The sequence below is a fragment of the Intrasporangium sp. genome (assembly GCF_039812505.1).
Taxonomy (GTDB): Bacteria; Actinomycetota; Actinomycetes; order Actinomycetales; family Dermatophilaceae; genus Intrasporangium_A.
Genome location: NZ_JBDIAQ010000007.1, coordinates 28,338 through 54,478, shown reverse-complemented (window position 1 = coordinate 54,478; position 26,141 = coordinate 28,338). Strand labels below are relative to the sequence as shown.

Sequence of the window (26,141 nt, the reverse complement as noted above, 5' to 3'; positions counted from 1 at the left end):
ATCCCGGTCGCGGCCAACCGCCGCGAAGGCACCCTCGCGTTCCACGTCACCGCCCCGCCCCCCGCCGAGCACCCCCCGGACGAGGACGGGGCCCCCCGCTCCCCCTGGGAAGGCATCTCCGGTGCCCCGGTCTTCAGCGCAGACCACCTGATCGGGGTCATCACCCGCCACGACCTGCCCGAAGGACCCGGCCGGCTCGTAATCGAACCCGCCACCCGCCCCGACCCCGACGGGCGCACCATCACGGCCCTGCTCGACGCCCCGGGCGGGACCACCCCTGGCGGGTTCACCGAGGTGGTGCCCGCCCCGGCCGGGCAGACGGTCCGGGCCGCCTACCACCGGCAGATCGCCGCCGCCGCCCCCACCGACCTGCAAGACCGGCAGCCAGAGCTCGCCGCGCTGACCGAGTTCTGCGCCGGACCCGGCCAGTACCTGCGGATCGAAGCCGACTACCGGGCCGGTAAGACCGCACTGGCCGCCTGGTACGCCACGCACCCCCCGGCCGGGCTCGAGACGACCACGTTCCTGATCACCCGCCGCCAGGCCGGCCAAGCCGACACCGACGCGTTCCTGACCGCGGTCACCGACCAGCTCGGCTACCTGGCCCCCACCCTCGCGGGCGCCGCGCCGAACCGGCCCGGCCGGCTCGGGCACTTCTGGCAGCTGCTCGACGCCGCCGCCGAACGGCTCGAGCAGCACGGGCAGCGGCTGGTCCTGATCGTCGACGGGCTCGATGAGGACATCGCCGGCACCGCCCCCGGCCCGGGCCGAAGCTCGATCGCCGCGGCGCTGCCGGCCCGCCCACACCACAACCTGCGGGTCATCGTGACCAGCCGCCCCGACCGGGACCTACCGGCCGACCTGCCCGACGAACACCCCCTGCGCGGCTGCCCGGTCATGACGCTGACCCCCTCACCGGTAGCCCGCCGCGAGGCCGCGCACGCCGACGCCGAGCTGGACGAGATCTTCACCACCGGCGGGCCCGGCCTGCAGATCATCGGCTGGATCGCGGCCGCCCGCGGCGGGCTGACCGGCCCCGACCTGGCCGGGCTGACCGACCAGATCCCCTACCAGGTCAACGCGTTCCTGACCAGCCGCGCCTCCCGCTGCCTACAACCCCGGCCCGGCGGGGACCTAGACACCCCCAGCGACGACCCCGCCACGCGCACCTGGCAGTTCTTCCACGAGACCATCGCGGCCGCCGCCGAAACCAACCTCGGCCCCCGGCTGCTGCGCGGCTACCGCCACCAGCTGCACGACTGGGTCACCGGCTACGCGCAAGCCGGCTGGCCCGCGCACACCCCCAGCTACTGCGCCACCGGCTACCCCGCCCTGCTCGCCGACACCACCAACCCCGCCGCCGACCCCACCGACGACACCACCCGGCTGGCCCGCCTGGCCACCGACCCCGCCCGCCACCACTGGCTGTACACCAGCACCGGCACCGACCACGCCGCCCAGCACCAGCTGCGCACCGCCCAAACCCTGCTCGCCCAACAAACCCCACCCCCCCTGACCGACCTCCTGAACCTCGCCGTCCACCGCCACCAACTCGACCAACACGCCCACACCATCCCCGAGGCCCTACCCGCCCTCTGGGCCACCCTCGGCCGACCCCACCACGCCGAACACCTCGCCCGCACCATCCCCAACCCCGACCAACAAGCCCAAGCCCTCACCACCATCGCCGCCGCCATCACCAACACCGACCCCGACCACGCCACCCGCCTCACCGACGAGGCCGAGCAGCTCGCCCACACCATCACCGACCCGGACCTGCAGGCGTACGCGCTGTCCGGCATAGCCCGCGCTCTCGCCGGCATCGACCCCGACCGGGCCGAACGCCTCGCCGCCACCATCACCGATCCGGACCTGCAGGCGTACGCGCTGTCCGGCATCGCCCGCGCTCTCGCCGGGGTCGACCCCGACCGGGCCGAACGGATCGCCCACACCATCACCCGGCCCGACCCGCAGGCGCGGGCCCTGTCCGGCATCGCCGCGGCGGTGGCCTGGACCGACCTAGGGCGGGCTGGGCGGATCGTCGCCACCATCACCGAGCCCGGCCAGCAAGCGCAGGCGCTGGCCGGCATCGCCGCCGCCATCGCCGGGGTCGACCCCGACCGGGCCGTGCGTCTGGCCGAGGCCGCCGAACACGCTGCCCGCACCATCACCAGGCCCGACCAGCAGGAGTACGCGCTGACCGGCATCGTCGCCGCCCTCGCCAGGGTCGACCCGGACCGGGCCGCGCGGATCGCCCGCACCATCACCGACCCTGGCCTGCAAGCGCAGGCGTTGGCCGAGCTCGCCCGCGCCCTCGCCGAGACCGATCCAGACCGCGCCACCCGCCTGGCCGAGGCCGCCGAACAGGCCGCCCACACCATCCCAGGGCAGCGGGCAGATGCCTTAGTTCGCCTCGCCACCACCCTCGCCAGGGCCGACCCTGACCGGGCCGAACGGATCGCCCGCACCATCACCGGGCCCGACCAGCAGGCAGATGCCCTAGTTCGCCTCGCCGCCGCCCTGGCCGGCACCGACCCGGACCGGGCCGCGCGTCTGGCCGAGGCCGCCGAACAGGCCACCCGCACCTTCACCAACCCGGCTGCGAAGGCGCAGGTGTTGACCGCCCTCGCCCGCGCCCTCGTCGGCACCGACCCCGACCGGGCCGAACGGATCGCCCACAACATCACGGACCCGGCAGCGCGGGCGCAGGCGTTGGCCGAACTCGCCCGCGCCTTGGCCTGGACCGACCCGGACCGGGCCGAACGGATCGCCCGCACCATCACCGACCCCGGCCAGCAAACGCAGGCGTTGGCCGGCATCGCCGCCGCCCTGGCCGGCACCGACCCGGACCGGGCCATGCGTCTGGCCGAGGCCGCCGAACAGGCTGCCCACACCACCACCAACTCGTGGCTGCAGGAGTACGCGTTGGCCGGCATAGCCGCCGCCCTCGCCAGGACAGACCCCGACCGGGCCGAACGGATCGCCCGCACCATCACCGACCCCGGCCAGCAGGCAGATGCCCTAGTTCGCATCGCCGCCGCCGTCGCCGGCACCGACCCGGACCGGGCCATGCGTCTGGCCGAGGCCGCCGAACAGGCCGCCCAAGCCATCACCAGCTCGTGGCTGCGGGCGCGGGCCCTGTCCGGCATCGCCGCGGCGGTGGCCTGGACCGACCTAGGGCGGGCTGGGCGGATCGTCGCCACCATCACCGAGCCCGGCCAGCAAGCGCAGGCGCTGGCCGGCGTCGCCGCCGCCATCGCCGCCACCGACCCCGACCGGGCCGAACGCCTCGCCGAGGCCGCCGAACACACCGCCGCCACCATCACCGACCCTGGCCTGCAAGCGCAGGCGTTGGCCGAGCTCGCCCGCGCCCTCGCCGAGACCGATCCAGACCGCGCCACCCGCCTGGCCGAGGCCGCCGAACAGGCCGCCCACACCATCCCAGGGCAGCGGGCAGATGCCTTAGTTCGCCTCGCCACCACCCTCGCCAGGGCCGACCCTGACCGGGCCGAACGGATCGCCCGCACCATCACCGGGCCCGACCAGCAGGCAGATGCCCTAGTTCGCCTCGCCGCCGCCCTGGCCGGCACCGACCCGGACCGGGCCGCGCGTCTGGCCGAGGCCGCCGAACAGGCCACCCGCACCTTCACCAACCCGGCTGCGAAGGCGCAGGTGTTGACCGCCCTCGCCCGCGCCCTCGTCGGCACCGACCCCGACCGGGCCGAACGCCTCGCCGAAGCCGCCGAACAGGCCACCCGCACCATTACCGACCCGGCTGCGAAGGCGCAGGCGTTGGCCGAACTCGCCCATACCATCACCGATCCCGACCAGCAGATGCCGGCACTTTCCGGCATCGCCGATACGCTCAGCATGCGCAGGACCCAGGAGTGGGCCACCAATCAAACCCTGTCGCGGGCCCTGGTGGCGCTGTTGACCGGCCCGCACTGGGAGCACGCGGTCCCTGTCATGGTCCGGCTCCAGCCCGAGGCGACCCTCCAAGCTGTGTCGATGCTCCTCGAACCATAGGAGCCCCACGACGATGTAGGTTCCCGGTCGATCTGTCGGGTGAGGTTCCCCCCGACTCGTGGAGGTCTTCCCTATGCGGCCGTGTCGGTGCTCCTGGAGCCATAGACGGCTCCCGGTTGCGAGGTTGATGTCCGTTCAACCACCACTGGCGCGGTGGGGTCACGCTCGCGGGTGCAGGTCGGTGCGTGTCCCTCGCCCGGGGCGGGTGGCCAGCCAGTGGGTGATCGCGGCGGGGTCCCACATCAGGGAGCGGCCGAACCGGGTCGGGGCCGGGGCCAGCCCTTGGGCGGCGTAGTGGCGCAGCGTGTCTGGTTTGATCCCGGCCCGCCGGGCGGCTTGCTCGGTGGTGAGCCACCCGCTACCCGCGTCCATGTCAGCCACGCCCTGCCGCCGGGCCGGAGGCTAGGAGGGCGGCTAGGCCGCCGGCTAGGTCCGGCGTGCTTATTGCGGCTGGCAGTGTCGCCACGGTCAGCAGGAACCCGAGCCCGATCGAGGGGGCCATCGGGACCGGCCCGGACCGGCCCGCGGCCCGCATGACGGCCGCGCACAGGCCACCAACGACGAACCCGGCCCCGACCACCCAGACTGCCGGGAGCCACCCGACCCAGCCCAGGCACAAGGCCGCCGTGCCGAACAGCTGCACATCGGCGAACCCCAGCCCCGTGACCAGAGCGAGCCCGAAAACGGCCAGCCACGCGGTCACCCCGGCGGCTACCGCCCGCCCGAGGCTGCCCCAGTCGCCGGTCACCAGCGCGCCGGTCAGCAGGAGAGCCACGACGCCGGCCTGCATGGTGAGCACCAACGGCTCGGGCACCCGATGCACCGCCAGGTCCACCACCGCCCCGGGGGCCGCCGCGAGCACGAAGACCAGCCCGGCCAGCCCGGCCGGCCACCAGCCCGGCCGCAGCAGGCCCCACCCGACCAGCGCGCCGGCGGCGCCCATCAACCCGGCCAGCAGCACCCGCACCGAGGGTAGGCGGGGCAGGGCCGCCTGCTCGCCGGGCCGGCGCCAGCCGCCGCGCTCAAGCCACCGGGCCGCCCGCAGACCGGCCGCGGCAGACCCGACCACAACAACGACGATCACCCATCCGGCCACCCGATCCCGAGCCTCCTCCCGCGATCCCCCGCGACTATACCCTGTCACGGGGTATAGTCACGGGGGTGAGTGAGGACGCCGGCCGGTACGCGTGGTCCCCGGCGCAGCTGCGCCAGGCGATCTGGCTCGGCTACGGCGGCCGGTCCGCGACCGCGCTGCCCACCCGGGCGTTCGCGGGCGAGGTCGGGGTCAGCCAGCGCACCGTCCAACGCTGGCTCGCCGGCACCAGCCGGCCCAACCCGGCCCACGCCGCCCGGCTGCGCGGGCTGCTGACCCCACCGGCCGATGTGCTGGCCCGCCAGGCCAAGGACCGCTCGCACCTGCAGGCCCAGCTGATCGCGATCCGCTCCCCCCGCGGCCGGGCGATCAGCGCGCAGGTGCGGGCGATGGGCTGGCACGAGCCGCACCGGCTGATCCACCTGACCCACACCGGGTACGGCCTGAACCGGCTCATGGTGGTGATCCTGCACTCGGTCAAACCCGCCCCGATCCCCCCCGGCTGGGCCGTCACCGCGGCGATCACCTACGAGAACCGGCCCCTGGCGCTGATCGCCAAACACCAGATCCTCGAGCAGGTCGCGCCCTGGCGGATCGCCGTCCGGGCCGACCTGCTCGCCAAGGGCCGCCACGAAGCCTGGCTCGACACCGCACCGCCGATCGACATCACCACCCTGCCCCACTAGCACCCCGGCCTCACCCGTCAACCAGGCAGCAAGTCGTCCCGGCAGATTCGTCGGCTTGGCCCGTGGCCCCTGCCCACAAGCACCCAACAGCCCAGGGCCCCCGCGGGTGAGGCGGTGACTCAGTAGTGGGTGCTGGTGGCCCAGTCGAGGGTCTCGATGGATTTGAAGTGCCAGTCGCCCATGTAGTGCTCGTTGAAGTGTTGGTGCAGGAAGGCGCTCAGGCCGGCCTCGCCGTGTTCGACCCACGTCTGTTGCATGGCGGCCAGGTCGGTGTCGGTGACCTGCACGGCGGTGGTGCGGGGCCGGTAGTTGCCGGTCTGCCCGGACAGGACGCCTTGGATCCCGCCGACCGCGATCGCGTTCTTGCCCGGTGGGCGCCTGCTCAGCCCGGCCGTCTTGATCGCGCGGGCCCGGCCGCGTTTGGTGGTCATGGCCCGCCGGGAGGCGCTGCGCAGCTTCGAGGCGTGTCGTCTGGTGATGCCGCCGCCGGCCAGCCAGCGCTGCACGGAGCGTTGGCTGACGCCGAGGGCCTTGGCCGCGGCGGCGGTGTCGGGCCGGGTGGGGTCGCGTCGGGAGGCGCCGTACGCGGCGATCAGCTGGGTGCGCGGGTCGCCCTCGTCGAGGGCGCCTTCGACGTCGCGGCCGGTCATGAACCCGAAGATGGTCTCGCGGGTCGCGGAGGAGTGCGCGTGGTACGGGTCGAGCCCGGGCGGCTGCCCCGGGGTGATGCCCGGATCGTCGGGGCCGGGACTCACTGGCGCTCACCAGGCTGGGCCTGTTCGGGGTCGCTGGGGTGATAGTCGGTGGTGGCCTCCAGGCCATGCCACTGCTGCCCGGTCAGGTAGGTGGCGTGCTCGGGTAGGGGCGCGTGCCGGGCGGGTTTGTACGCGCCGGGGGTGCGGCCGAGCTTGGCCGGGTTGCCGGGCCAGCCGGTGTCGCCGAGCTGGTCGACGGCGTAGCCGATCAGGTCGTTGTTGGCCACGACCAGCGGCCAGGGCCCGGCCCCGTGGATCCCGCCGCCGGTGGCCAGGATCTGGTGCAGGATCGCGACCCGGGCCTGGGCGATCGTGGCGTGGAACCAGTACGGCTGGTGCAGCTCGGACTTGGCGGCCGCGGCGTGGTCGGAGGTGAAGTAGCCGGAGAACTGCTTGTAGACGGTCTTGACCATGACCTCGACGGCCCGCGCGTCCGGCCCGGGCTGCTGGTCGAGCTGTTTGAGGGCTAGCCGGATCACCCCGTAGAACTTCTCCAGGGCGCGGGCGGACCGCTCGGGCGGCCACACCCAGGCCTCGCTGATCGCCACGGTGGCCTCGAGGTGCTCGATGGCGTAGGCCAGCGCGGGGGTGGTGACCCAGCGCTGCTGCCCGGCGCTGGTGCCGTGCGGGTCGAGCAGGTCGGGGAACGGCTGGCGCATCTGGTGCCCGTCCAGGCGCGGGTCGGGCACGGTGATCCGCCACCAGCCGGGCTGTCTGGGGTTGAACGTGACCGGCCCGGCCAGGTGGGTCGGGGCGCCGAGCCCGACCGGCAGCCGCGACCAGGTGGCCAGGTAGGACTGGCCCCGGTCCCACAGCATCAGGTGTGCCTTGGCCAGCTCGTCCCGGCTCGGGGTGCGGGTCCAGTCGAAGTGCTCCTCGAGGGTGCGCAGGAACGCCGGCGGCACGGCCTCCCAGTCGACGGGGGCCAGCTTGCGGCGGGTCCCGACCGGGGTGACCGCCTCGAACAGGTCGATCGCGGTCGAGATCGGCGAGCCGCCGGCCGCGAACGGGATCCCGACCAGCTCGGTGAACAGCTGCAGGCGCCGCACGATGGTGGCCGGGTCGGCGACCGGCTCGGTGATGCCCCACTCGTCGGGGAACCCGGCGTTCATCAGGATCCGGATCTGGCCGCGGTCCTGCCCGGCCCGGCGCAGCCGGATGCAGCCACGCAGCACCGGGTCGGTGTCGCCGCGGCCGAACACCCATCCGGCCGCGGCCGCGTCGGTCAGGGCGGGCAGCCCCTTTGAGGCCTTCTTGAGCCAGTCGGCCCGCTTCGAGGGCAGCCCGGGCAGCTTGTCGACCTCGACCCCGAGGCTGGCCCACAGCGCCCGGGTCGGCACGACGATGCCTGCCTCGGGCCAGTCGTGCCACCCGACCGGTGGCGCGCCCAGACCCAGGTCGCGGCCGAGCTGTTCGAGGTGGCCCAGGTGCTCGATCCGGTAGGGCAGCTGCAACCCGGTGCCGTCCGGCAGCCAGGCCCGGTCCACGTCGATGACAGCGGCCGCGGCCCGGAACGGGCTGGCAGTAGCGGGGGTCCTGGTGGGTCGCGCGGCGCCCGCCGGCGCCGTGTCCGCCGCGGGTGTGGGCTCGTCGGGCATGCCAACACCAGCGGTAGCGGTGCCCGCGGTGGTGGTGCGGGTTTGGATCTCGGCGTGGAGTTGCTCGAGGGTGGCTGCGTGGGTGGCCCAGAAGCAGGGAAGGTGTAGCGGCAGCCCGCCCAGCTCGACACTGCATCGTTGTCCGCACCGGGCGCAGGGGCGGGTGTCGAGGTGGCTGGTCTTGGGCAGGGTCAGCCCGCCGGCGTTGGTGTGCTCGGTCGGTGTGGCCGGCGGCGCCTGCATCTGCTCCTCCTCGGGGTCGGTGCCCCACGGGTCGGTGTCTTCGGTGGGTATGGGTGGCTGGTTCTCGCCGGCGTTGTGCCCGGTGCCCTGGCCGGGCGTGGTGGGCTGGTCCGGGCCGGCGCCGGGCGGGCTGGTCGGGGGCTGGCCCCGCTCGGGTAGGTCCTCACCGAACAGGGCGGGCAGGCGCAGCACGATCCGCTTCTCGCGCAGTGGTTTGCCCGGGTCGCTCACCGATGTCAGGCACCCGATGGTCCGGTCGAGGGTGCGGCGGGTGACCGACCCGCCAGGGCGCAGCTCGTGGCGCACCTTCAGCACGCCTTCTTCCTCGAGGGCGCGCAGCACGGTGCCGGGATCCAGCGCCGAGGTGTCGGGCATCTGCGCGGCCGCGGCCTTCAGGACGGCGGCCAGGGCGGCCTTGTCACACAGCAGCTCCGGGTCCGGGTCGGGCCCGTCCGGTCCGCGGTTGACGTGGCCCAGCAGGATGCCGCGCGGGTCCGGCTTCCAGGACGAGCTGGGGTCGCCGGGCTCGGCCAGGCCCTGCTCGCGCCACCCGAGGCGCCGTTCGAGGAACGGCGGCGCCTTGCCGGTCGCGGCGTCGGCGGCATACGCGATCCCGTTGGTCAGGGCGTACCGCAGCAGCTCGCACGCCCGGGAACCGGTGGAGTCGACCAGGTCCGGGTCGTCGGCGCTCTCCGCGGCGACCAGCAGCGCCTGCTGGACCCGGTCGGCCCAGGCGGCCTGTTCGGGGCCGGTAAGGGCGCCGACGTCGAGCAGGAAGTCGAGCAGCAGCCCCCACCCGGCCCAGATCTCGGCGACCTTGACGCCGTGCTCCTCGATCGCTTTGCGGTTGGCGCTGGTCGCGCCGGCCTTGACCGCGGCGGCGTACTCGTCGCGCAGGTGCTTGGCCCGCAGCAGGCTGCCCTGGTGGTCGGCGGCGACCCAGCGCAGGAACGAGGACATCACCAGGGCCCGGTCGTGCCGGGCATCCATGGCGTCCAGGTCGATGATCCGCCCGATGTCGATCTCGTGCCGGTCCATCGGCACGACCAGCGCGCGGCGCCCGCCGGAGCTGCCGGCCCGCGGCGGCAGCTCGGTGGTGATCAGCCCGGAGGTGCGGGGCCGGGACTCGGGCAGGGTGCCCTGCCCGTTGCGGGTGGCCCGGCCGCGGCCCTCCTGGTTGTGGATCATCCGGATCGTCGTCTCGAGCCGCTCCCACGCCTGGGTGGCCCCGTTCGTGGGGGCGTTGTCGTCCAGGAACAGCACCGCGTCCTTGGCCTGGTGCGCGTAGATCCGCAACGCGTTCGCGGTCGCGCCGTTGCCCGACATCGAGGACACCGACCGGTTGCGGTCCCACATCTCGCCGAAGAAGTGCATGGCCAGCGACGCCAGCCCGGTCTTGCCGGCGCCCGGGCTCGCGCTGAGCACGGTCACCCACTCGTTGGGGGCGATCGCGGCCCGGAACGCCTGCCCGACCAGCACCGCCCCGACCCGGTCCGGGAACTGCTCGACCAGCGGGGCGGCGCCGCGGGTGAAGGCCTGCCGGATCCGGGCCGCCTCGTCGCTCGGGTTGGGCAGGTCGAACCGGGCCATCGCCCCGCCCAGGTTGGTGGGCACGTCCAGGAAGCCCTTGGCCCCGATCGCGCCGGCCGCGGTCAGGTAGATCGAGGACCCGTCCGGCTGCCGCCGCCACCCGGTGGCCCGGTAGGAGGTGCGGATCTCGGTGTGCGGGGACACGTAGTTGATCGCGGTGATCACCTTGTCCCGCCCGGCCCGCGAGCGCGCGTAGTTCAGGTGCGGCACCGGCAGGTGGGCCAGGAAGCTGCCGTCCTCGTACTCCTCGTGCGGGATCCGGACCAGGGCCTGGCTGCCGTCGGGTGCCGGCACCGTCAGCACCACGTGGGTCATCGCGGTCAGGTTGCTCACCCGCGCGGTGGCGCCGCGGCCCTGCCGGTCGCCGAGCGCGGCCAGGTCGATGTTCTCCAGGTCGATGTCCTCCTCGGACTCGGCCATCTCCTTGGCGTGCAACGTGATCGGCACGTTGATGACCCGCTTGTAGGTCCGGGTCGCCTCCGCGCCGGCGGACTTCCAGAACACCTGGGTCAGCTCGTCACCGACGATCGCGAACTCGTCGTGCTCGATGCGCACCCCGGCCAGACCGCCGCCTCCCCCGCCGCCGGGGATCACCGCGAAGGTGGGCCGGCCCGGCTCCAGCCCGGGATCGGCGGCGTCCTCGTGCAGGGCGGGTCCGGGGCGCGCGGGTTGGGCCGAGGCGGTGACCGGGTCGGCACGGGTGATCGCGGCGGCCGTGACCTCGGGCGGGACGATCTGGCCGACCTGCTCGAACAGGCCGGCCACGATCCCGGTCAGGGTGCGCAGCCGGGTCTCGGCGATCTCGAGGGCCTGCTCGGCCCACGCCCGCCCGGCCGGGTCGGTGATCTGGTCGGTGATGGCCGCGATCGCCTGCGCGCCGTCGACGAGCCGGGCATGCGCCCGGCTCGCCTCCTTGGCCCACCGGGTGGCGTACCGGCGGTTGTCCCCGGCGGCCGCCTTGCGGCCCTGCTTGCGTTCGTGCTCGGCCAGCCGGAGCCGGGCGTGCACCTCCTCCAGGCAGGTCTCGATCGTCGTCTCGGCGGGGGTGACCTTCGTGCCGAGCTGGTGCCATGCCTGGAACGCCGCGATCGGCAGCTCGAGCAGGCCGGTCACGTCGTGGCCGGCCTGGATGTGGTCGGTGAAGTCCGACTTGGCCGCCTCGGTCGCCGGCAGGTAGTGGCGCACCTGGCCGGCCTGCACCCCGCGCAGCAGCTCCTCGAGCCGGACCGCGCGGGCATACCCGGTCTCGTCCCGGTCGTGCACGCAGTTGACCCGCGCGGCGCCGGCCAGCGGCTCGGCCAGGTGCGCGGCGAAGTTGCGTCCCCCGCCGGGGTTGGTGGTGGCGACCAGCCCGGCCGCCTCGGCGGTGTGCACGTCCTTCTCGCCCTCGAGGATCCACACGTCCCGGCCGGCGGCGACGGCAGCCTCGACCTCGGCCTGCCGGTAGAGCCGGGTGCTCCACGACGCGCCGATCCCGGCCCTCTTCTGCGTCGAGAACCAGTGCGCCTGCCTGGCCGGGTCGGCGCCGGGCGTCAGGTACTCCTGCGGGAAGTTCTTGGCGCCGCAACCCGGTGTGCGGCACTTGTGTCGGTGCACCCGGTGGAACGGCTTCCCGCCGGCGTCGAGGTAGTCGTAGGTCTCGACGGCGACCCAGTCGTGCTCGTGCCCGCTGGACGGAGCCAGCTCCGGCTGCGGGCCGGGCTGGCCGAGCAGCCCCGGCAGGTCCGTGGCGATCGGTTTGGGCAGCGGGCCGAGCCGGCCGAACGTGGCCCCGGTCCGGCGCTGGCGTACCGGCTTGCGGCGGCCCGGCCCGGCCCGCCCGTCGGGGTGGCGCAGGTTCCACCGCCGGTCATCGAACAGGTCGTCGGCCTCCAGCCCGCACCAGTTGGCATAGTCCTCCTGCGAGCAGGCCTGCTCACAGGAGGCGCAGTGGAACAGGGTGCGCCCGCCGTGCTCGGTGACCACGTGCGAGATGTGCATGCTCGGGTGCCGGTCGGGGTGGCCCGGGTTGACGCAGTTGGCCAGCAGGCTGCCATCGCCCAGCTGCCGGACCGATGCGACCCGGCCGGTGAGGGCGGCCCGGACCCGCTCCAGGCTGTCCCCGACACTCCAGGCCGGGCCGGTGCTCGCCGGCAGGCTCACCGCGGCTCACCCCCGCCGCGCCGGCCGCTCGTCAGCTGCCGGGCTCGGCCCCCGCTCGCCGGCGTCGTTCCGCGCGGGCCGCCCGGGCGCGGGCCGCGGCGTCCTGCCGCCTGCGGCGCTTCTGGGTGGTCATCTGGACGGCCACCTGCCGCACCTGCTGCTGAACCGCGGGGTCTTCGACCCAGACCTGCACCAGCGCCGCCAACCGGGTGGGCGGGCTCGCGCCATCGGCCCGCTCGGCGGCCTCCAGCTGGTGGACGTGCTCGATCGGCAGGTCGACGCTCTTGCGCTGCATCCCGTCGGGGATCAAGGAGCCTCCGCAGGTCCTGGACAAGGTGGCCAGCGCCAGCGTAGCCGCGCTCAGATACCAGCCGCCTAGAACGCATCGCTAGTGTCAATGACACGCCGACCGGAGGCATCTCAGGTATGCCCCATCGCACGTTGGGTATGCTCGAACCCAGAACCTCCTTCAAGCCGAGAACCTCCTTCCTCGCTCGAAGGTGAACCAACTGAAGATTTCGCCAGTCGAGCGGCTACTCGGTCTGGCCCGGCGGATCCCCCGGCTAGGGGATCCCCGCCTACCCGTTGAAGTCCTCGCCTCGCCAAAGGCGGGGACTTCGCCTTTGTCAGCTCGCCACGGCGCGCCTCCCATCCCGGTTGACAGGGATGAGCTCGTCCTGCACCACACGTGGGCGAAGCTCATCGGCCGACTCGTACCCGGCCGCAAGACGCAGGATGCTGCGCACATAGGCCGCGTAGTCCACGTCGTGCTCATCGCACCAGGCGTTGATCCGCTCGCCGAGCTCCTCGTCGAGCCGTAGCAGGGCGACGCGGGTGGGAACATCCGATCGGACCGGGGTGCACCGCTCCGGGCTGGACCGCAGCTCAGCCACGTACGCTTGCAGCTCTTGTGCATCGACGGCTGTCGGCAGAGGCTGCATCGTCGGGCGCAGGAAAGGCGACTCGAAGCCGTGCGCCAAGGAGACCACCCGTTCGAGGTACGTGGTCTTCGGGATGCCGGCCTCCGCGCTCTGCTTGACGAGCCGGTCGATGACCTGCGCCTCGATGGACGGTCCGTACGCGAGACGGGAACGACCCAACCGTGGGCGCCCCAGTGACTTCGCACGTCGCATGGGGACAAGTGAACCGCCAATCGGTGGCCATTTCTGAAAGGCGGCCACCTGCGGCGTGTCGCAGCGCTCTCGGTTGTCACGGCACGTGTCTCCCTTCGACCTGGAACGGGTCCCTTTGGTGGCTATGTAGGTGTGCCTGTGCGACTCGGTGTGACATGCCAGCCGAAGGTTTGCGCGAGACCACCCGAAGGACCCTCGGCTCGAGACCGTCCGCGGGCTGATCGGCGGCCCTTCCCAACCGCGCGGTCCGCCATGTGCTGGGCCCGGCCCGCCGGCAGCGCGTGGCAGCGCAGAGCTTGGTAAGACACGTTCCCCTCCTTCTGCTTTCCTAGGGTCTGGTCCAGGAAAGTGGCGTTTGTGGCGCGCAGACTCCACGAAAGTGGCGTTTGCGCAGGTCAGGGACGGTTTTGCCGCGCGCCACCAAGGTGGCGCGCGCAGTGGCGCGCGATACGCCGAAAGTGGCGTTTGCGCAGGTCAGACCCGGTCTTGCCGCGCGCCACCTATCAGGTGGCGCGCAGCCCCCAGAGCTTGGCAAGACACGATCTGGCATGGCTTGCCAAGCCCTGGCCGGTCGAAGGAAGGAGCTCAAACTCGCGCGCCGGCCTCGCCGCAACCCGCCGACCCGGTGCGCAGGTAAGCGGCAAGGGCTCGACCGTGATCGGTGAGCCGTGCCGGGGCATCTGCCTACGGCGATGCGGCACGACTGGAACGTAAAGAGTTGTTCAAGAAACTGGTGGAACCGGCCGACCCGCGAAGTCCCGGCGAGAAGATGACCGGGACGCGTCAAGGAAGGCGAACCCTCCCCGCTGGTCCTTCTCCGAGGCCCTTGACCGTCGGCTTGAAGCGATCCCCCCGGATCGCGTGCTCCCAGGCGAGGGGGCCGAGATGCTCCCCCCGCGTCTCGCCCCTCGCAGCTGGGCTCGGGTGGAGAGCGCCAGCGGGACAGTCTAGTGCTACGCCGGCTGATGCCGCCCGTTCGGTCTGTCGCACCTCGTGGCTACGGTGATCGCCATGACGGTCACGACACCGGTAACAGCGGGGCACTCGCTCGGGCTGCTGCCCCTGCTCCGGCGTGTTCGGGCCCGCCGGAGAGTCAGGCTCATGCTGGACCCGCAGCGCTCGGTGCTCGTGGATGTCGAGACGACCGATCTGCACGGTGCGGTCTGTGAGATCGCCGTCATCTCCCCCACCGGGAAGGTCTTGCTCGACACGCTGGTGAACCCTGGATGCCCCATCGCGGCCGCTGCCACACGGGTGCATGGCATCACCTGCGACGATGTCGCAGGCGCCCCGAGGTGGGAGGAGGTGCTGCCCTGGCTGGAGGATGCGGTGGGCGGCCGGCGTCTGGTGGCGTACAACGCCGAGTACGACCGCGGCGCCGTCGCGCTCATGTCGGGTGCCTGGCACCCGTTGGCGAACCCGGCCCGCTGGGACTGCGCCATGCGGGCCCGAGCCGATATCGAGGGTCGCCCGTGGTGCCGCCTTGACGGCGGCCACCGGGCGCTCGGCGACACGTTCGCGATGCTGCATGTCCTGTGGTCAATGGACTGTTCATAAGCGAGGCCGGCCCGGTCGTGCACGGTAGATTGCCTCCGTGCAACTACCACTCCGACCTCGGTCGCGCCGCGGCCAAGTCGGGTTGTTCGATGCAGGACGTGATCCGATCCGAGGGCTGCCGCGGGTGCCGGTCTCGAAGTTGCGGTACCAGGCGACGAGCTGAGCGATGCGACGGTGGATGCCTACACGATCACGGGTACACGGTGAGCGACCGTGGTCCTGAACTGATCTCCTATGGACATGCGGTTCAGGGCTGCGAACCCCCGCCACGAGCCCTGGCCGCGATCTGACTGGACGCGAGCCGTCGGGACCGCGCGCTTGGCAGCGCCTCGGTACGACGGTGCACACTGTGATACTCGCCCCACCTCGTCGAATACCGAGAGCCGCTGGCCACCCGCGTCTGGGAGCTCGGTGCCGAGCCGGTCCGGGCCAACGTCGTCAAGATCGCCGTGAACTTCCTGCTCGCCGCCGCGATCGAGGCGACCAGCGAGGCGACCGCCCTCGTCGAGGGCTACGGGGTCGCAGCGACCGACTTCATCGAGCTGGTCTCCGCCAGCGTGTTCCCTGGCCCGGTCTACAGCACGTACGGCGGGCTCATGGCCACCCGGGCCCACGAGCCGGCAGGCTTCACGGCCCGGCTAGGACGTCAAGGACGTCCGGCTCGCCCTGGCCGCCGCCCACGATCGGTCCATGCCGCTACCCACCGGCAGCCTGATCCAAGACGCCCTGCTCGAGGCGATCTCGGCCGGCTGGTCCGAACGCGACTGGGCCACCCTCGCCGAGCTCGCCCGCAGGCGAGCGGGACACGCCTGACCATCAAGATGCGTGGGTCAGGGGCAGCAGCGCGTACACACCAATGCCCTCGTCCTGCAAGGTGGACAGCTGCCGTCCCTGATCGGGGTCGGCGAGGTCGACGCGTCCGCTGGGGACGATGACGACCACGACCCGGTCATCGAGCGCACTGACGGCTTGCCACCATCCGGGTGGGGCGGCCGGGTTGGTGGAGTCCTCGAGCAGGGTCTCACCCTCGATGATGAGGCGGAGCCCCTCACCGGGTGAGATGTGCACGGTCCCCGGGGCTGGGGAGGGTCCTGCCTGCCCGAACGTGGTCCAACCGAGGGCCGTCAGCTGTGGGAACAGGATGTCGCCGAGCGGGGTCGTGGCGGTGATCGTGGGCACGGCGAGCGCCGGTCCTGGGATGAGGGTCTTGGCATACACGCGCTCGGCTCGCTTCAGACGGTGGGGATGCCCCAGCCGCGGGCGGGGTCGAGCCGCCCACGGGTGAGGACCTGGACGGTCCGGTAGGCGAGGCTGCTGGCCCAGTACCGGTGCTTGAGGGCGTGCAGCAGGTGCCCAGCCAGCCAAGCGAGCACACCGATGGCCACGATCAGCAGCGTGGTGAGGTCGCCGGTGACGATCATGGTGAGCGCGCCCATGAGCACGAGCAGGACCCCGGCGATGCGCAGGACGATCGAGCCGAGGGCCCAGGCGAGGACCGCGGCCAGGAGGGTGGCTCCGATGACAGCGGCGATCACGGGGCACTCATCTCTTGGCGCCGGCAGGCGGTGGCCTCGGAAGGCGGGGCCTGGGTGGACATGGTCTGGTCCTGTCTGTGGTGGTGTGCCTGCTCGGGTGTCAGCGTTCGATGATGACCTGGTACTCGCCGATGGCGAGGCTGGTCGTCGAGGAGGTGGTCGGGTTGAGGGTGCCGGTGTAGGCGCCGGAGAAGACGACGTCGTAGGTGGCGGTCGCGCGCAGGGTGTAGCGCCCGTCGGGCTGGTTCCGGGAGGTCTTCTGGTACCGGTAGCCGCAGTCGGGTGAGTCACGGAAACCCCAGGAGAGGTCGAACTTGGTTCCTGGCGTGGCGCAAGTGACGGTGTGCCCGTCGCCCATCGACCAGGCCACGGAGCTCATCCGGGCCTGGACGTTGACGGTGATGCCGGCGACACTGGCCGACGCGGTGATCGGGCGCCAGTTCGCCGGGTCGGTCCACAGCCAGACCGGGACCCCGACGGCGCCCATACAGTTCGCGGCCGAGCAGGGCGCCGACCCGATCGTCGGCTTCGGCAGGGTGATCTTCGCGCGCGCCATCTGCGCGACCTGCACGGGTGTGGCTGTGGGCGCGGCGGCCGCGACCGGAGCGGCAGTCACAGGGTCATCGAAAGTGATCATCGGTATCTTCATGCCGAACGACGTCCCGGGATCGACGAGGCTGAGTTTGAAGCTACCGAAGTCTGCACCCCAACGCCCCGGCCCAAGCCCGGTGATTGGGGGGAACCAGAACTCGTCAGGGCCGTCCTCCACGACAGGACTGGATGCGACATGCGCATCTCTCCCGCCTCCGCCTCCTGCAGATCGCGGTGTTGCCACAGTTGCTTCGCACCATGTTGCGCCGTTGGGCAGTTTGATGCACTTGCCGGCGCTGCCGGCGGCAGCAAAGGGGGCGAACCCGATCGCCAATATCGTTGCTGTTGCAACGCTAGCCCCGAGCCGCCTCAACATTGGATCCCGACCTCTCCCGAGTAGACAAAGGTGTCGACCTTCCAGGTCTTTCCGTGGTCGGTGGACACCAGTTGGATCTGGTTGGCGCGAGCTGTGGTTGTCGGTTGCGCGCGCTTGCCGTCCTTGGTGATGGTGACGTCCTTGCCGTTCTTGTCGAAGAATCGGGTGTTTGTCACTGCGCACACCTGTAGCTGGGTGAGTTTGCCGATCTCGTATTTAGTGCCGATGATGTCCTTGATCTTCTGGGTCCACACCATGGTTGCCCCGCTTGCTTTGACTGGAGCGGCCCGCTTGATTTCACCTGTGATACTGGCGATGACCTCAGGCGTGCCTGTAGCCCGGTCGAGCTTTGTGGCGTCGAAGGTTCTTGCGGCTTTGGCGTAGCTGGCGGTGAAGGCGCGGTAGGCCTTCTCGGCGTCGGCGTAGGCCTGTTCCATCTCGGTGAGGGATGTGGCGCTGGGTATGGGTGTGCTGGTCACGGCGGGGGTCGTGATCGTGGTGGTGGGGTGGGCGCTGTCGGCGCCGGCGGGTTCGCTGGTGCACCCGGTCGCGGCCAGGATGGTCGCGGCGGCCGTGGTGAGGGCGGCGAGCCGGGTCAGGGTGCTGCTGCTGGTGGTCATGGGTGGTCCTTCAGGCGGGTGCGGGCTGGCGGGTGATCTGGTCGATGAGGGTTTCGGTGTCGGGTTCGAGGTCGACGCCGAGGGCGTTCATCTGGGCGTGCAGGTCGTGGATGACCTGGTCGACCCGGTCGGGGTCGCGTAGCTGGTGGGCGGCTTTGAGCAGGCCGCGCCAGAGGGTCTCGTTCTCGGGGGCGACGCCCAGGCCTTTGCCGAGCGCCCACAGCGCGGCGCGGGGCTTGCCGTCGTGCAGGTAGCGTTCGCCGAGCTCGTGCGCGACGGCGACGACCATGTCGATGATGGCGGCCTCGTGGTCGACGGCGTAGGCGAGCCGCGGCTTGGACAGGGGCTTGCCGTAGACCAGGTGCAGCGCGTCGGCGAGGTCCTGGCTGTCGGCGGCCGCGACACGGGGGCCGGCCAGGTCCTGGAAGAGGGCCCAGTCGATGGTCATGGCAGTGTCGAGCCGGTATCCGCCGTCGTCGGTGTGCAGCGCCAGGTAGGGGCGCCCGGCCTGGCCGGTGCCGACCCATTTGCGGGCGTGGGCCAGCGCTGCGGCCCGGGAGCCGGTGCGGGTGTTCTGGCCGGGCCACACGGCCTGGTCGAGCTCTTCGTGGTGTCCTCCGGGGGCGAGGGCCAGGTGGGTGAGGATCTTCAGCGCGGTGCCGGGCGCGGCCGGTCGTGGGCCGCGCGGGTTGTCCAGCCGGATCGGGCCGAGCAGCCGCAGGACCGGCCGGTCGGTGGGCAGGGTGCGCGCCGGGGCGGGGATGACGTCGGCGAGGTGGGCCAGGTCCTGCTCGGGGTCGATGATGGCGGCCAGCTCACCGGTGTCGGGCCCGCGCCTGGTCTCGGTCACGGTGCCCGCCGACCCGGGCGGTGCGCCTACCGGGGTGTCGCCGCTGGGGGGTGTCGCCTCGGGGTGGGGCAGAGCGTCGGGGAGCCGCTCGAGGGGGGTCTCGTCGGTGATCCCGTCGGCCCAGGCCGGCCGGTCGGGGTGGGCGGTGTCGGCGGCGCGGAACCCGTCGATGACCCGGGCGAGCGTGTCCGGGTCGAGCCGCTGTGGGGTCAGCTCGATCCCGGCGGGCTGCAGCAGCGCCGCGGCTGCCCCGGTGACCTGCAGCCGCCACTGCCCGAGGGCCTGCTCGGGGTGCTGGGTCTCGAGGACGGCGGCGATCGCGGTGTGCGGCCGCCCGGCGAGGATGGCCTCCAGGCGGCGCCGCTGCGCCCCGGTGGGGGCTGACCCGGTGATGAGCAGGTGCGGGGTCCAGGCGTCCGGCTCGAGCCCGGCGGCGCGGGCCTGGGTGGGGGTGTCGACGTCCGCGACCGTCATGGCCTGGGTGGTGACGGCCGCGGTGTGCTTGAGCCCGGCCAGGACCTGCTCGAGGGTGTCGACGTAGGTGACGTTGCCGGCGCCGAGCGCGTCGGCGAGCTCGGGCAGGATCCCGACGAGGGTGATGTCCGCGGCGTCGGCCCACCCGGAGGCGATCAGCTCGACCGCGAGCGCGGCGAGGACCGGCTGCGCGTCCTCGTGCCGGCCGGTGATGGTCAGGGTGCGGAGCTGTTCGAGGTTGACGAGCAGGTGTGCCTGGTTCTCGTCGTGTCCGATGGTGACGAGTGTCGGGTAGGGCGCGAGGGTGGCCTCGGCCTGGGTTGGTTCGAGCAGGGTGTTGTCCAGGTCGGCCCGGTGCAGGGTCCATACGCCCGGGTCGTCGACGGCGGGGGTGAACGGGTCGGGTAGCTGGCTGGCCGGGTCGGCGAGGTACAGCTCGATCGTGTCGGGGGTGATCCGTGCGGCGCGCAGCGCGGGGATAGGCAGCTGCTGGGTGGTGGCGTTGTGGGCGAGGGTGCGTAGGGCTAGGTCCAGGTGGTGGACGGTGATCGGGTCGGCGGCGGCGCGGAGCTGGGCCTCGGTGAGGGCGGCCTCCCCGGTGGGCAGGGTGATGGGCTGTCCGGGCCGGCGGGTGCGGGCCTGTCGGGCGCGGCGCCGGGTGTAGAGCGCGAGCAGCCCGGCTGCGGCGAGGGCGCCCAGCCCGGTGACGGTGCGGACCGGCCCGTGCCCGCCAGGGTCGGGGGCCGGCGCGGCTGCGCTGCTGATGGTGGAGCTCTGGGTCGGGGCCGGTGTGGGGGTTGGGGTCGGCTGGGGCTGGGCTCGGGGGGTTGTCGCGGTGCCGGGCCTGGTGGGCGCCTGCTCGGCGGGTGTCGCGGGTGTGGATGCCGCGGGGGGTGGGGTCGGTGGCGGGCCGGCGCTGGTCTGGCCGTCCTTGTGGTGGCTGGCTGTCCGGGGTGTTGTCGTGGTGACGGTGTCGGTCTTGCCGGGAATGCTCAGGTGCAGCCCGGGCTGGATCAGGTCGGGGTCGGTCAGGTGCCCGCCGGCCTGGGGGGCCCCCTGGTTGGCGGCGAACAGCTCGTCCCACTGGTATCCGGTGCCGTACTGCTGCTGGGAGATCCCCCACAGGGTGTCGCCGGTCTCGACGGTGACCACGCGGGGCACATGCCTGGTGACCGTTGTAGTGCCGGGCAGGCCGTCACGCTGGCTGGCCGCGGCTGGGACGGGGGTGGCTGCAGCAGCGGCCGCGGCGGTGGGCTGGGCCTGTCCCGCGGTGATGGCGTGGGCGGGTGCCGCGCCGGCCGGCAGGGTGATGGCGGCCGCGCCGAGCGCGAGCACGGCCGCGACGAGGCGGGCGATCCAGTCCGCGCGGACCAGCCGGGGCACCGTCGCGGTGATGACCTTCCCGTGGTGGGCGGAGCGGATCTGGCGCAGCTGGGCGGCCGCGTGGCTGGCCAGGCTGGCCAGGAACCACAGCCACCCGGCCCACCCGGCGTACTTGAGGGCACCGAGCAGCAGGGTGCCGTCCTCGGGCCGGGCCAGGACCGCGCGGACCTGCTCGAGGCTGGGCAGCGTGTCGGGTATGGCCGGGCCGGCGAGCGCGTGCAGCGCGACCGGGATACCGGCGGTGAGCGCGGCCAGGGCGGTCAGGGCGGCGAGCCCGGTCAGGAGGGTGCGTGCGGCGCGGCTCATGGGGCGGTGTCCTGTCATTGGCGGAGGACGCGGGCGGTTGCCTGTCCGGTCATGGCGCGGGTCGCGGTGGTGGCGCCGAACAGGGCGAAGACGGTCGGGGTCCAGGCCTTGCTGGTGGTGATGTGGATGGTTTGCCCGGTGACGGTGACGGTGCCGGCGAGGTCGGCGGCGCGCAGGTAGGCGCGGGCGGCGGCGGCAGCCTTGGCGGTGTCGACCGGCGCGTTGGCCCCGGTCACGGCCTGTGCGCTCAGGTGTTGTCCGGCGGCTCGGGCGGCCTCCTGCGCGCCGGTGGTGGCGGCGCGAGCGGCCATGATCATGTTGCCCTGGTCGTAGGAGAACATGGCCAGCACGATCAGGGTCAGGCCGAGCACGGCGAACTGGATCGCGAAGGAGCCGCGGTCCCGCTCCCCCAGGAGCCGGTGGATGCGCCCGGTCATGGGGTGGTCCTTTCTCGGTAGGTGTCGAGGGCGGAGACTGCGGTGGCGTCGATGGTGCGGGACCCGCCGAGGCCGGGGATGGCCAGGTCGGCGAGGGCGACCTGACAGGTGATGCGGGCGGTGACCTGGGCGGGGGTGCCGGCGGGGGCGTGGAACCCGGTCAGGTCGAGGTGGGTGCTGGCCCCGCCGGAGCAGGTGGTGCCCTGCCGGCCGAGGGCGGCGGCGGCGGCGTGGGCGGCGTCGGTGCGGGCCTGGCCGGGGGTGCGGGCGATCGAGGCGGCCCGGGCGGCGGCGTAGGCGGCCTGGTCGACGGTGGTGGCGGCGCGGGAGATCCGCCCGGCGGCGATGGCGAGCAGGATCAGCACGAGGACGGCTGGGGCGATGATGGCCAGCTGGATGGCGGCGCTGCCGGACTCGCGGTCCCGGACCAGCCGGGTAGCACGGCGGGGGCAGGCGCGGAGGGGGTTGGTCATGGGGTTGTGGTTCTTTCGACGGCGCCGCTGGCCTCGGCGCGGATCGGGGGCAGGGTCAGCAGGGGGATCACCGAGGGGGCGGTGCCGGTGACGGTGACGGTGGCGTGGGCGGGCCCCCGGTTGGCGGTAACCTGCAGGTTGGTGATGCCGCCGACCGCGGCCGCGTTCTGTAGGGCGGCCTGCTGTCCGGCGCGGGCGCTGCCGTGTTGCACCCGGGTGGCCTGCAGCCCGGCTTGGGCGGCGGAGCGGGCGGTGTTGCCGGCGGCGTAGTACAGCCACGCCTGCACGATGGTGAAGATGGCCAGGATGGCGGTCCCGGCGAGCACCGCGAACTGTGTGGCCTCGCCGCGTTCCCGGTGCGCGCGGCTGCCCAGCCGGCCCAGCGGGTGGGTCGACTGTGGGTGCGGGCGCGGCGCGGGCATCCGGGTCAGGGCGCTACTTGATCTGGCTGATGCGGCTGTTGATGGCGGCGGTGAAGGCTGCCACCAGGGCGAGCGCGACGAGCAGCCCGCCGACGATGATGACGGCGTACTGGATGCCGTCGCCGCGGTCGCGGTTGGTCAGCAGCTCGGCGAGACGTTCGCGGGCCTGGTGGGTGATGGTCTGGTAGCGGGCGCTGAGTCGGGTGGTCATGCCGGGTCCTTCCGTGGTTGCTCTGCTCGGGTGCGGGTTGCGTGCTCGGGGATAGGTGGGTTTGTCACGGTTCAGGCTAGGTGCTGGTTGCGACAGGCCGCCTGTTGAACGGAGTGGTCAGGTGGTCATGAGTGTGGTCATGACGGGGTAGAGGATGAAGATCATCAGGACCCCGACGAGCGCGCCGACGGGTGCGTTGACGTTGGTGGCGGCGGTCAGGGCCTGGGTCTGGTCCTCGGCCATGATCCGGTCGCTGAGGGTTTTGGCGCGGGCCAGCAGCGGCTCGTAGACGGCGCCGCCGGCGTCGCCGGCCAGGCGCATGATCTCGCCGACCTCGCTCAGCTCGGGGATGCCGGTGCGGGCGCCGAGCTGTTCGAGGCCTTCCCAGGCGGGGATGCCGGTGACCTGGGCGCGGCGGATCTCCTCACGCAGCCGGGTGAACATCCACGAGTCGCTGATGTCGGCGGCCTCGCGCAGCGCGGTGGTCGCGCCGGCCTCGGCGCGGCGGTGGATCGCGACGATCTGCAGGTAGGCGACGGCGGCCCGGACGAACTGGCTGCGCCGTTGGGCGGCCTTCTTGCGGATCGACTGGTCGGGCAGGAACCAGAACAGCCCGGCCAGCAGGGGGGAGGCGATCGCGGGCAGGGCGGCCGGGACCGGGCTGGCGAGCATGAGGTTGGCCAGGTGCAGCACGATCGGGGCCAGGAACCCGAGGGCGGCGGTGATGGCCTTGTCGCCCCAGTAGGAGCCGGGGCTGATCTGCAGGACCTGCAGGTCGGCGGTGGGGGCGGCCAGCAGCCCGGTTCGGCCGGCGAGCCGCTGTTCGACCCAGCGGCCGATCCGGTCGCGGCGCAGCTGCGCCGCGGTGCCGGCCGGGCCGGTGGCCGGGTCGCGGCGGCGCAGGTTGTCCGGGCCGAGCCGGGCCAGCGCGCCGGCCAGCTGCGGGTTGGGTGGCACGGCTGCCTTGATCAGCAGCCACACCCCGGCCCCGACGATCATGCCGGCCAGGGCGGTCAGGACGGTCAGGGTGCTCATCGCTGCCCCCCGCCCAGCTGGGCCCGGATGTGGGCGGGGGTGCGGATGAACCGGGGCACGACCGGGGGCAGGGAGGCGGCGCGGATCCACCAGAGCAGCCCGCCGTAGATGACGCTCAGGGCGAGCAGGACCAGCTGCCCGAGCGGCTGCTGGTAGGCGGCGCCCTGCGGGGTGAAGAAGACGAACCCGATAAGGATCAGGGTGACGATGCCGGTCACCACCCGGGCGGTGGTGCGCGGGCCGGCCTGGGCGGCGGCGAGCTGGTGGCGGTAGTGGACCTCGTCGGCGGTCATCCGGGCGAGCTCGCCCAGGATCGCGGCGACCGCGCTGGAGGTGACCGTGGCGGCCTTGATGAGGGCCGCGACGACCTTGTCCGCGACGGGGTCGGCCATCTCGTCGCCGAACTGGTAGAGCGCCAGGTGCACGGGTTGCCGGGCCCGGATCCGGTTGACCAGGGCCTGCACCTGCGGCTGGATCGCCGGCGGGGTGGCGCGGGCCGAGGCGATCAGGGCCTCGTTGAGCTGGTGGCCGGACTCGATCAGCCCGGCCACCCGCCGGGTCCACTGGGCCAGCGCGTCGAGCCGCGCCACGGGGGTGGCCGGCGGGGCGGCGAGCAGCCGGGGCAGCCCCCACGCGGCAGCCGGCGCCAGCAGCGCGGCGGCCCAGAACCCGGTCCGCGCCGCGTAGCTGAGCCCGGCCAGGGCGGTCACGGCCAGGATGAGCAGCTCCCGCCTCGTCACGGCCCCGGCCAGCCCGGCCCGGGCCCGCGGGAACAGCCCCGCCCTGGCGCCTGTTGGTGGTGGGGGCCGGTCGCGGCGGGTGGCGCCGAGGTAGACCAGCAGGGCCCCGCCGGTCAGCAGCATCCCGGCCAGGGCGCCCAGCGGGCCGGCCGGGGTCATGACCCGCTCCTGGTGTTCCGGATGCTCGGTAGCGGCTCGGGCCAGGCCGAGCGCCGGCCGCGCAGGTAGTAGCCGGCGTCGAACCCGTACGGTTGCAGGTCCTCGATCCAGTCGGGCAGCTGGCCGGTGGGGACCCCGCGCCCGTCGGGCCCGGGCTGGTAGAGCATCTCGCCGGAGACGAGGGCGTCGCCGGAGTAGGCCGGCGCGTAGATCTCGTCGACGAACCGCAGCTTGCGCCCACCGATCGGCTCCTCGTCGAGCACGGCCAGGTGCACGATCAGGTCGACGGTGTGCGCGATCTGCCGGTAGGCCCAGCTCTCGGTGGCCCCGCCGAACCGGACCGCGCAGGAGACGATCCGGTCGATGGTGCCGCGCGCGTCGGAGGCGTGGATCGTCGAGACCGACGCGGTGCCGATCTGCATGGCGTCGAGCATCGCGATGACCTCATCGGAGCGGACCTCGCCGACGACGATGATGTTGACCGAGTCGCGCAGCGAGATGGGGATGGCCTTCGAGACGGTGATCCCGCCCTCGCCGCCCTCGCCGCCGGTCAGCTCCTGGGCGGGCCACACCTCGCGGTGCCGGTGCGGCAGCCGGTGCAGGTGCAGCTCGAAGTCGGTCTCGATGGTGGCGATCGGCACGTCGGGGTGCAGCTCGTTCAGCACCGCCCGGATGGCCGTGGTCTTGCCGGCCTTCGGTTGCCCGGAGACCACGATCGTCTTGCCGGCCCGGATGCCGGCGCGCAGCAGCGCCTGCATCCCCTCATCGATGGCCCCCATCCGCAGCAGGTCGCCGGTGTCGATGTCGAGCAGTGGGTGGCGGCGGATGGTGACGGTGGGCCAGGCGGTGAACCAGGCGGACGCGGACAGGCGGCTGCCGTCCGTCAGGGCCAGGTCGAGGTGCGGGTTGGCCCGGTTGAACGGCCGCTCGTTCTTGACCGTGCTCGCCCATCGGCGGATGTCCTCGATGAGCTCCTCGTCGGTGTCGGCGACCGGCGGGCACTGCACCACCTTGCCGTCGGCGAAGCGCAGCCGCACGTTGTGCGGGCCGCGGATGACCAGGTCCTGCACGTCGGGCAGCTCGAGCAGCGCCTGGGCGCGGCCGAGCTTGAACAGCGCGTCGTGCACCGCCTTGTGCAGCTGTGCCCGTTCGGGGCCGGTCAGGGGCGGCTGCCCGGCCGCGAGCCGGTTCTGCTGCCACGTGTCGATCTCGTCGTCGATACGCTCCCTGGCCGCGTCGGCCTCCAGGCTGGCCTGCTGCCCGTCGACGCTGTTGCCCAGTGCGGCGCGGATCTCGCGGACGGCCCGGTGGTCGAACGGCTGGTCGTCGAGCAGGTGCAGCCGCCCGTGGCGCTCGATGATCCGGAAGCTGGTCTGGTCCCAGTCCCGGGTCGGGGTCAGCGGCTGGCTCAGCGGCCCGGGGCGACTGGCCGGGCCACCCCGGCCCGCCCGCCCGGGCTGGCTCGATGAGGTGTCCTGCCGCGGGTTCGGCGCGCTGGTGGTGGGCTCGTCCGGCCCGGTGCGGGCCTGCGTCCCGGCGTGAGCCGGGGGGCTGCCCGGGGTGGGGTGCAGCGGCCCGGCCAGGCGGCGCGCCTGCGGGCGCGCCGCCGTCCGGGGCGGGGCCGCGGTGGATGGGGCGGCGGGTCGCGCGGCGATCAGCGGCGGCAGCGCGGCCGGGTCGGGGCTGGCGTGGGTGTCGGTCATCGG

At 73.0% G+C, this 26,141-nt stretch carries 22 protein-coding genes; 4 read left to right on the top strand and 18 right to left on the bottom strand.

The window, feature by feature from the left end; all coding sequences use genetic code 11:
- Nucleotides 1–4,026, top strand: a 4,026-nt coding sequence (locus WMI84_RS02330; protein WP_347350391.1) for a hypothetical protein, incomplete at its 5' end; no start/stop codon positions are given.
- A gap of 159 nt (nt 4,027–4,185) precedes the next feature.
- Here WMI84_RS02330 and WMI84_RS02325 read toward each other — a convergent pair.
- Together WMI84_RS02325 and WMI84_RS02320 are read right to left on the bottom strand one after the other, a co-directional pair.
- Nucleotides 4,186–4,398: a MerR family DNA-binding transcriptional regulator gene (locus tag WMI84_RS02325; protein WP_347350390.1), complete on the bottom strand. Its 213-nt coding sequence runs from the start codon at nt 4,396–4,398 to the stop codon at nt 4,186–4,188.
- A 1-nt stretch (nt 4,399) separates the two neighbouring features.
- Complete coding sequence (locus WMI84_RS02320) at nt 4,400–5,122, bottom strand: hypothetical protein (protein WP_347350389.1); 723 nt, start codon at nt 5,120–5,122, stop codon at nt 4,400–4,402.
- Between the two features lie 65 nt (nt 5,123–5,187).
- On the opposite strand from WMI84_RS02320, the gene WMI84_RS02315 reads away from it, so the two are divergent.
- Nucleotides 5,188–5,805, top strand: coding sequence for a hypothetical protein (locus tag WMI84_RS02315; protein ID WP_347350388.1), 618 nt, complete (start codon nt 5,188–5,190; stop codon nt 5,803–5,805).
- 119 nt (nt 5,806–5,924) lie between these two features.
- Here WMI84_RS02315 and WMI84_RS02310 read toward each other — a convergent pair whose 3' ends face one another.
- The 4 genes from WMI84_RS02310 to WMI84_RS02295 form a co-directional block, all read right to left on the bottom strand.
- A complete protein-coding gene (locus WMI84_RS02310) occupies nt 5,925–6,560 on the bottom strand; it encodes a hypothetical protein (protein WP_347350387.1) in 636 nt (211 codons plus the stop codon).
- Nucleotides 6,557–12,133, bottom strand: a complete 5,577-nt coding sequence (locus tag WMI84_RS02305; protein WP_347350386.1) for a hypothetical protein — start codon at nt 12,131–12,133, stop codon at nt 6,557–6,559. Before WMI84_RS02305 ends, WMI84_RS02310 begins: the two co-directional genes overlap by 4 nt.
- A gap of 31 nt (nt 12,134–12,164) precedes the next feature.
- Complete coding sequence (locus WMI84_RS02300) at nt 12,165–12,428, bottom strand: hypothetical protein (RefSeq protein WP_347350385.1); 264 nt, start codon at nt 12,426–12,428, stop codon at nt 12,165–12,167.
- A 331-nt stretch (nt 12,429–12,759) separates the two neighbouring features.
- Complete coding sequence (locus WMI84_RS02295) at nt 12,760–13,314, bottom strand: hypothetical protein (protein WP_347350384.1); 555 nt, start codon at nt 13,312–13,314, stop codon at nt 12,760–12,762.
- Nucleotides 13,315–14,367: 1,053 nt separating this feature from the next.
- On the opposite strand from WMI84_RS02295, the gene WMI84_RS02290 reads away from it, so the two are divergent.
- Nucleotides 14,368–14,823 (top strand): 3'-5' exonuclease, encoded by a 456-nt coding sequence (locus WMI84_RS02290; RefSeq protein ID WP_347350383.1) that lies wholly within the window; start codon nt 14,368–14,370, stop codon nt 14,821–14,823.
- 690 nt (nt 14,824–15,513) lie between these two features.
- Complete coding sequence (locus WMI84_RS02285; protein WP_347350382.1) at nt 15,514–15,636, top strand: hypothetical protein; 123 nt, start codon at nt 15,514–15,516, stop codon at nt 15,634–15,636.
- A 3-nt stretch (nt 15,637–15,639) separates the two neighbouring features.
- Here WMI84_RS02285 and WMI84_RS02280 read toward each other — a convergent pair whose 3' ends face one another.
- From WMI84_RS02280 to WMI84_RS02225, 12 genes are all read right to left on the bottom strand, one after another.
- Entirely contained in the window at nt 15,640–16,041 is a 402-nt protein-coding gene (locus tag WMI84_RS02280; RefSeq protein ID WP_347350381.1) for a hypothetical protein, read from the bottom strand.
- 14 nt (nt 16,042–16,055) lie between these two features.
- A complete protein-coding gene (locus WMI84_RS02275; protein WP_347350380.1) occupies nt 16,056–16,358 on the bottom strand; it encodes a hypothetical protein in 303 nt (100 codons plus the stop codon).
- A gap of 100 nt (nt 16,359–16,458) precedes the next feature.
- Nucleotides 16,459–16,974: a hypothetical protein gene (locus tag WMI84_RS02270; protein ID WP_347350379.1), complete on the bottom strand. Its 516-nt coding sequence runs from the start codon at nt 16,972–16,974 to the stop codon at nt 16,459–16,461.
- 344 nt (nt 16,975–17,318) lie between these two features.
- Nucleotides 17,319–17,945 (bottom strand): hypothetical protein, encoded by a 627-nt coding sequence (locus WMI84_RS02265; RefSeq protein WP_347350378.1) that lies wholly within the window; start codon nt 17,943–17,945, stop codon nt 17,319–17,321.
- A gap of 10 nt (nt 17,946–17,955) precedes the next feature.
- The gene (locus WMI84_RS02260; RefSeq protein ID WP_347350377.1) at nt 17,956–20,958 is read right to left on the bottom strand and encodes a LysM peptidoglycan-binding domain-containing protein; all 3,003 of its coding nucleotides are present in this window, start codon (nt 20,956–20,958) and stop codon (nt 17,956–17,958) included.
- 14 nt (nt 20,959–20,972) lie between these two features.
- Nucleotides 20,973–21,395: a hypothetical protein gene (locus WMI84_RS02255; RefSeq protein WP_347350376.1), complete on the bottom strand. Its 423-nt coding sequence runs from the start codon at nt 21,393–21,395 to the stop codon at nt 20,973–20,975.
- Entirely contained in the window at nt 21,392–21,868 is a 477-nt protein-coding gene (locus WMI84_RS02250) for a TadE family protein (protein ID WP_347350375.1), read from the bottom strand. Before WMI84_RS02250 ends, WMI84_RS02255 begins: the two co-directional genes overlap by 4 nt.
- Nucleotides 21,865–22,290 carry a hypothetical protein gene (locus tag WMI84_RS02245; protein WP_347350374.1) on the bottom strand — a complete coding sequence of 142 codons (426 nt, stop codon included), beginning with the start codon at nt 22,288–22,290 and terminating at the stop codon, nt 21,865–21,867. Before WMI84_RS02245 ends, WMI84_RS02250 begins: the two co-directional genes overlap by 4 nt.
- Before the next feature lie 13 nt (nt 22,291–22,303).
- Nucleotides 22,304–22,501 (bottom strand): hypothetical protein, encoded by a 198-nt coding sequence (locus WMI84_RS02240; RefSeq protein WP_347350373.1) that lies wholly within the window; start codon nt 22,499–22,501, stop codon nt 22,304–22,306.
- Nucleotides 22,502–22,618: 117 nt separating this feature from the next.
- The gene (locus WMI84_RS02235; RefSeq protein ID WP_347350372.1) at nt 22,619–23,536 is read right to left on the bottom strand and encodes a type II secretion system F family protein; all 918 of its coding nucleotides are present in this window, start codon (nt 23,534–23,536) and stop codon (nt 22,619–22,621) included.
- Nucleotides 23,533–24,435, bottom strand: a complete 903-nt coding sequence (locus tag WMI84_RS02230; protein WP_347350371.1) for a type II secretion system F family protein — start codon at nt 24,433–24,435, stop codon at nt 23,533–23,535. The genes WMI84_RS02235 and WMI84_RS02230 overlap by 4 nt, the downstream gene beginning before the upstream one ends.
- Nucleotides 24,432–26,138 carry an ATPase, T2SS/T4P/T4SS family gene (locus WMI84_RS02225; RefSeq protein WP_347350370.1) on the bottom strand — a complete coding sequence of 569 codons (1,707 nt, stop codon included), beginning with the start codon at nt 26,136–26,138 and terminating at the stop codon, nt 24,432–24,434. Before WMI84_RS02225 ends, WMI84_RS02230 begins: the two co-directional genes overlap by 4 nt.
- Nucleotides 26,139–26,141 lie beyond the last annotated feature (3 nt).

What these genes read in the sequence shown, in the direction of transcription:
- WMI84_RS02325 (WP_347350390.1), bottom strand. Translation starts at nt 4,398, where the DNA reads ATGGACGCGGGTAGCGGGTGGCTCACCACCGAGCAAGCCGCCCGGCGG.
- WMI84_RS02300 (WP_347350385.1), bottom strand. Translation starts at nt 12,428, where the DNA reads ATGCAGCGCAAGAGCGTCGACCTGCCGATCGAGCACGTCCACCAGCTG.
- WMI84_RS02290 (WP_347350383.1), top strand. Translation starts at nt 14,368, where the DNA reads ATGCTGGACCCGCAGCGCTCGGTGCTCGTGGATGTCGAGACGACCGAT.
- WMI84_RS02285 (WP_347350382.1), top strand. Translation starts at nt 15,514, where the DNA reads ATGCCGCTACCCACCGGCAGCCTGATCCAAGACGCCCTGCTCGAGGCG.
- WMI84_RS02265 (WP_347350378.1), bottom strand. Translation starts at nt 17,945, where the DNA reads ATGACCACCAGCAGCAGCACCCTGACCCGGCTCGCCGCCCTCACCACG.
- WMI84_RS02260 (WP_347350377.1), bottom strand. Translation starts at nt 20,958, where the DNA reads ATGAGCCGCGCCGCACGCACCCTCCTGACCGGGCTCGCCGCCCTGACC.
- WMI84_RS02255 (WP_347350376.1), bottom strand. Translation starts at nt 21,395, where the DNA reads ATGACCGGGCGCATCCACCGGCTCCTGGGGGAGCGGGACCGCGGCTCC.
- WMI84_RS02250 (WP_347350375.1), bottom strand. Translation starts at nt 21,868, where the DNA reads ATGACCAACCCCCTCCGCGCCTGCCCCCGCCGTGCTACCCGGCTGGTC.
- WMI84_RS02245 (WP_347350374.1), bottom strand. Translation starts at nt 22,290, where the DNA reads ATGCCCGCGCCGCGCCCGCACCCACAGTCGACCCACCCGCTGGGCCGG.
- WMI84_RS02240 (WP_347350373.1), bottom strand. Translation starts at nt 22,501, where the DNA reads ATGACCACCCGACTCAGCGCCCGCTACCAGACCATCACCCACCAGGCC.
- WMI84_RS02235 (WP_347350372.1), bottom strand. Translation starts at nt 23,536, where the DNA reads ATGAGCACCCTGACCGTCCTGACCGCCCTGGCCGGCATGATCGTCGGG.
- WMI84_RS02230 (WP_347350371.1), bottom strand. Translation starts at nt 24,435, where the DNA reads ATGACCCCGGCCGGCCCGCTGGGCGCCCTGGCCGGGATGCTGCTGACC.
- WMI84_RS02225 (WP_347350370.1), bottom strand. Translation starts at nt 26,138, where the DNA reads ATGACCGACACCCACGCCAGCCCCGACCCGGCCGCGCTGCCGCCGCTG.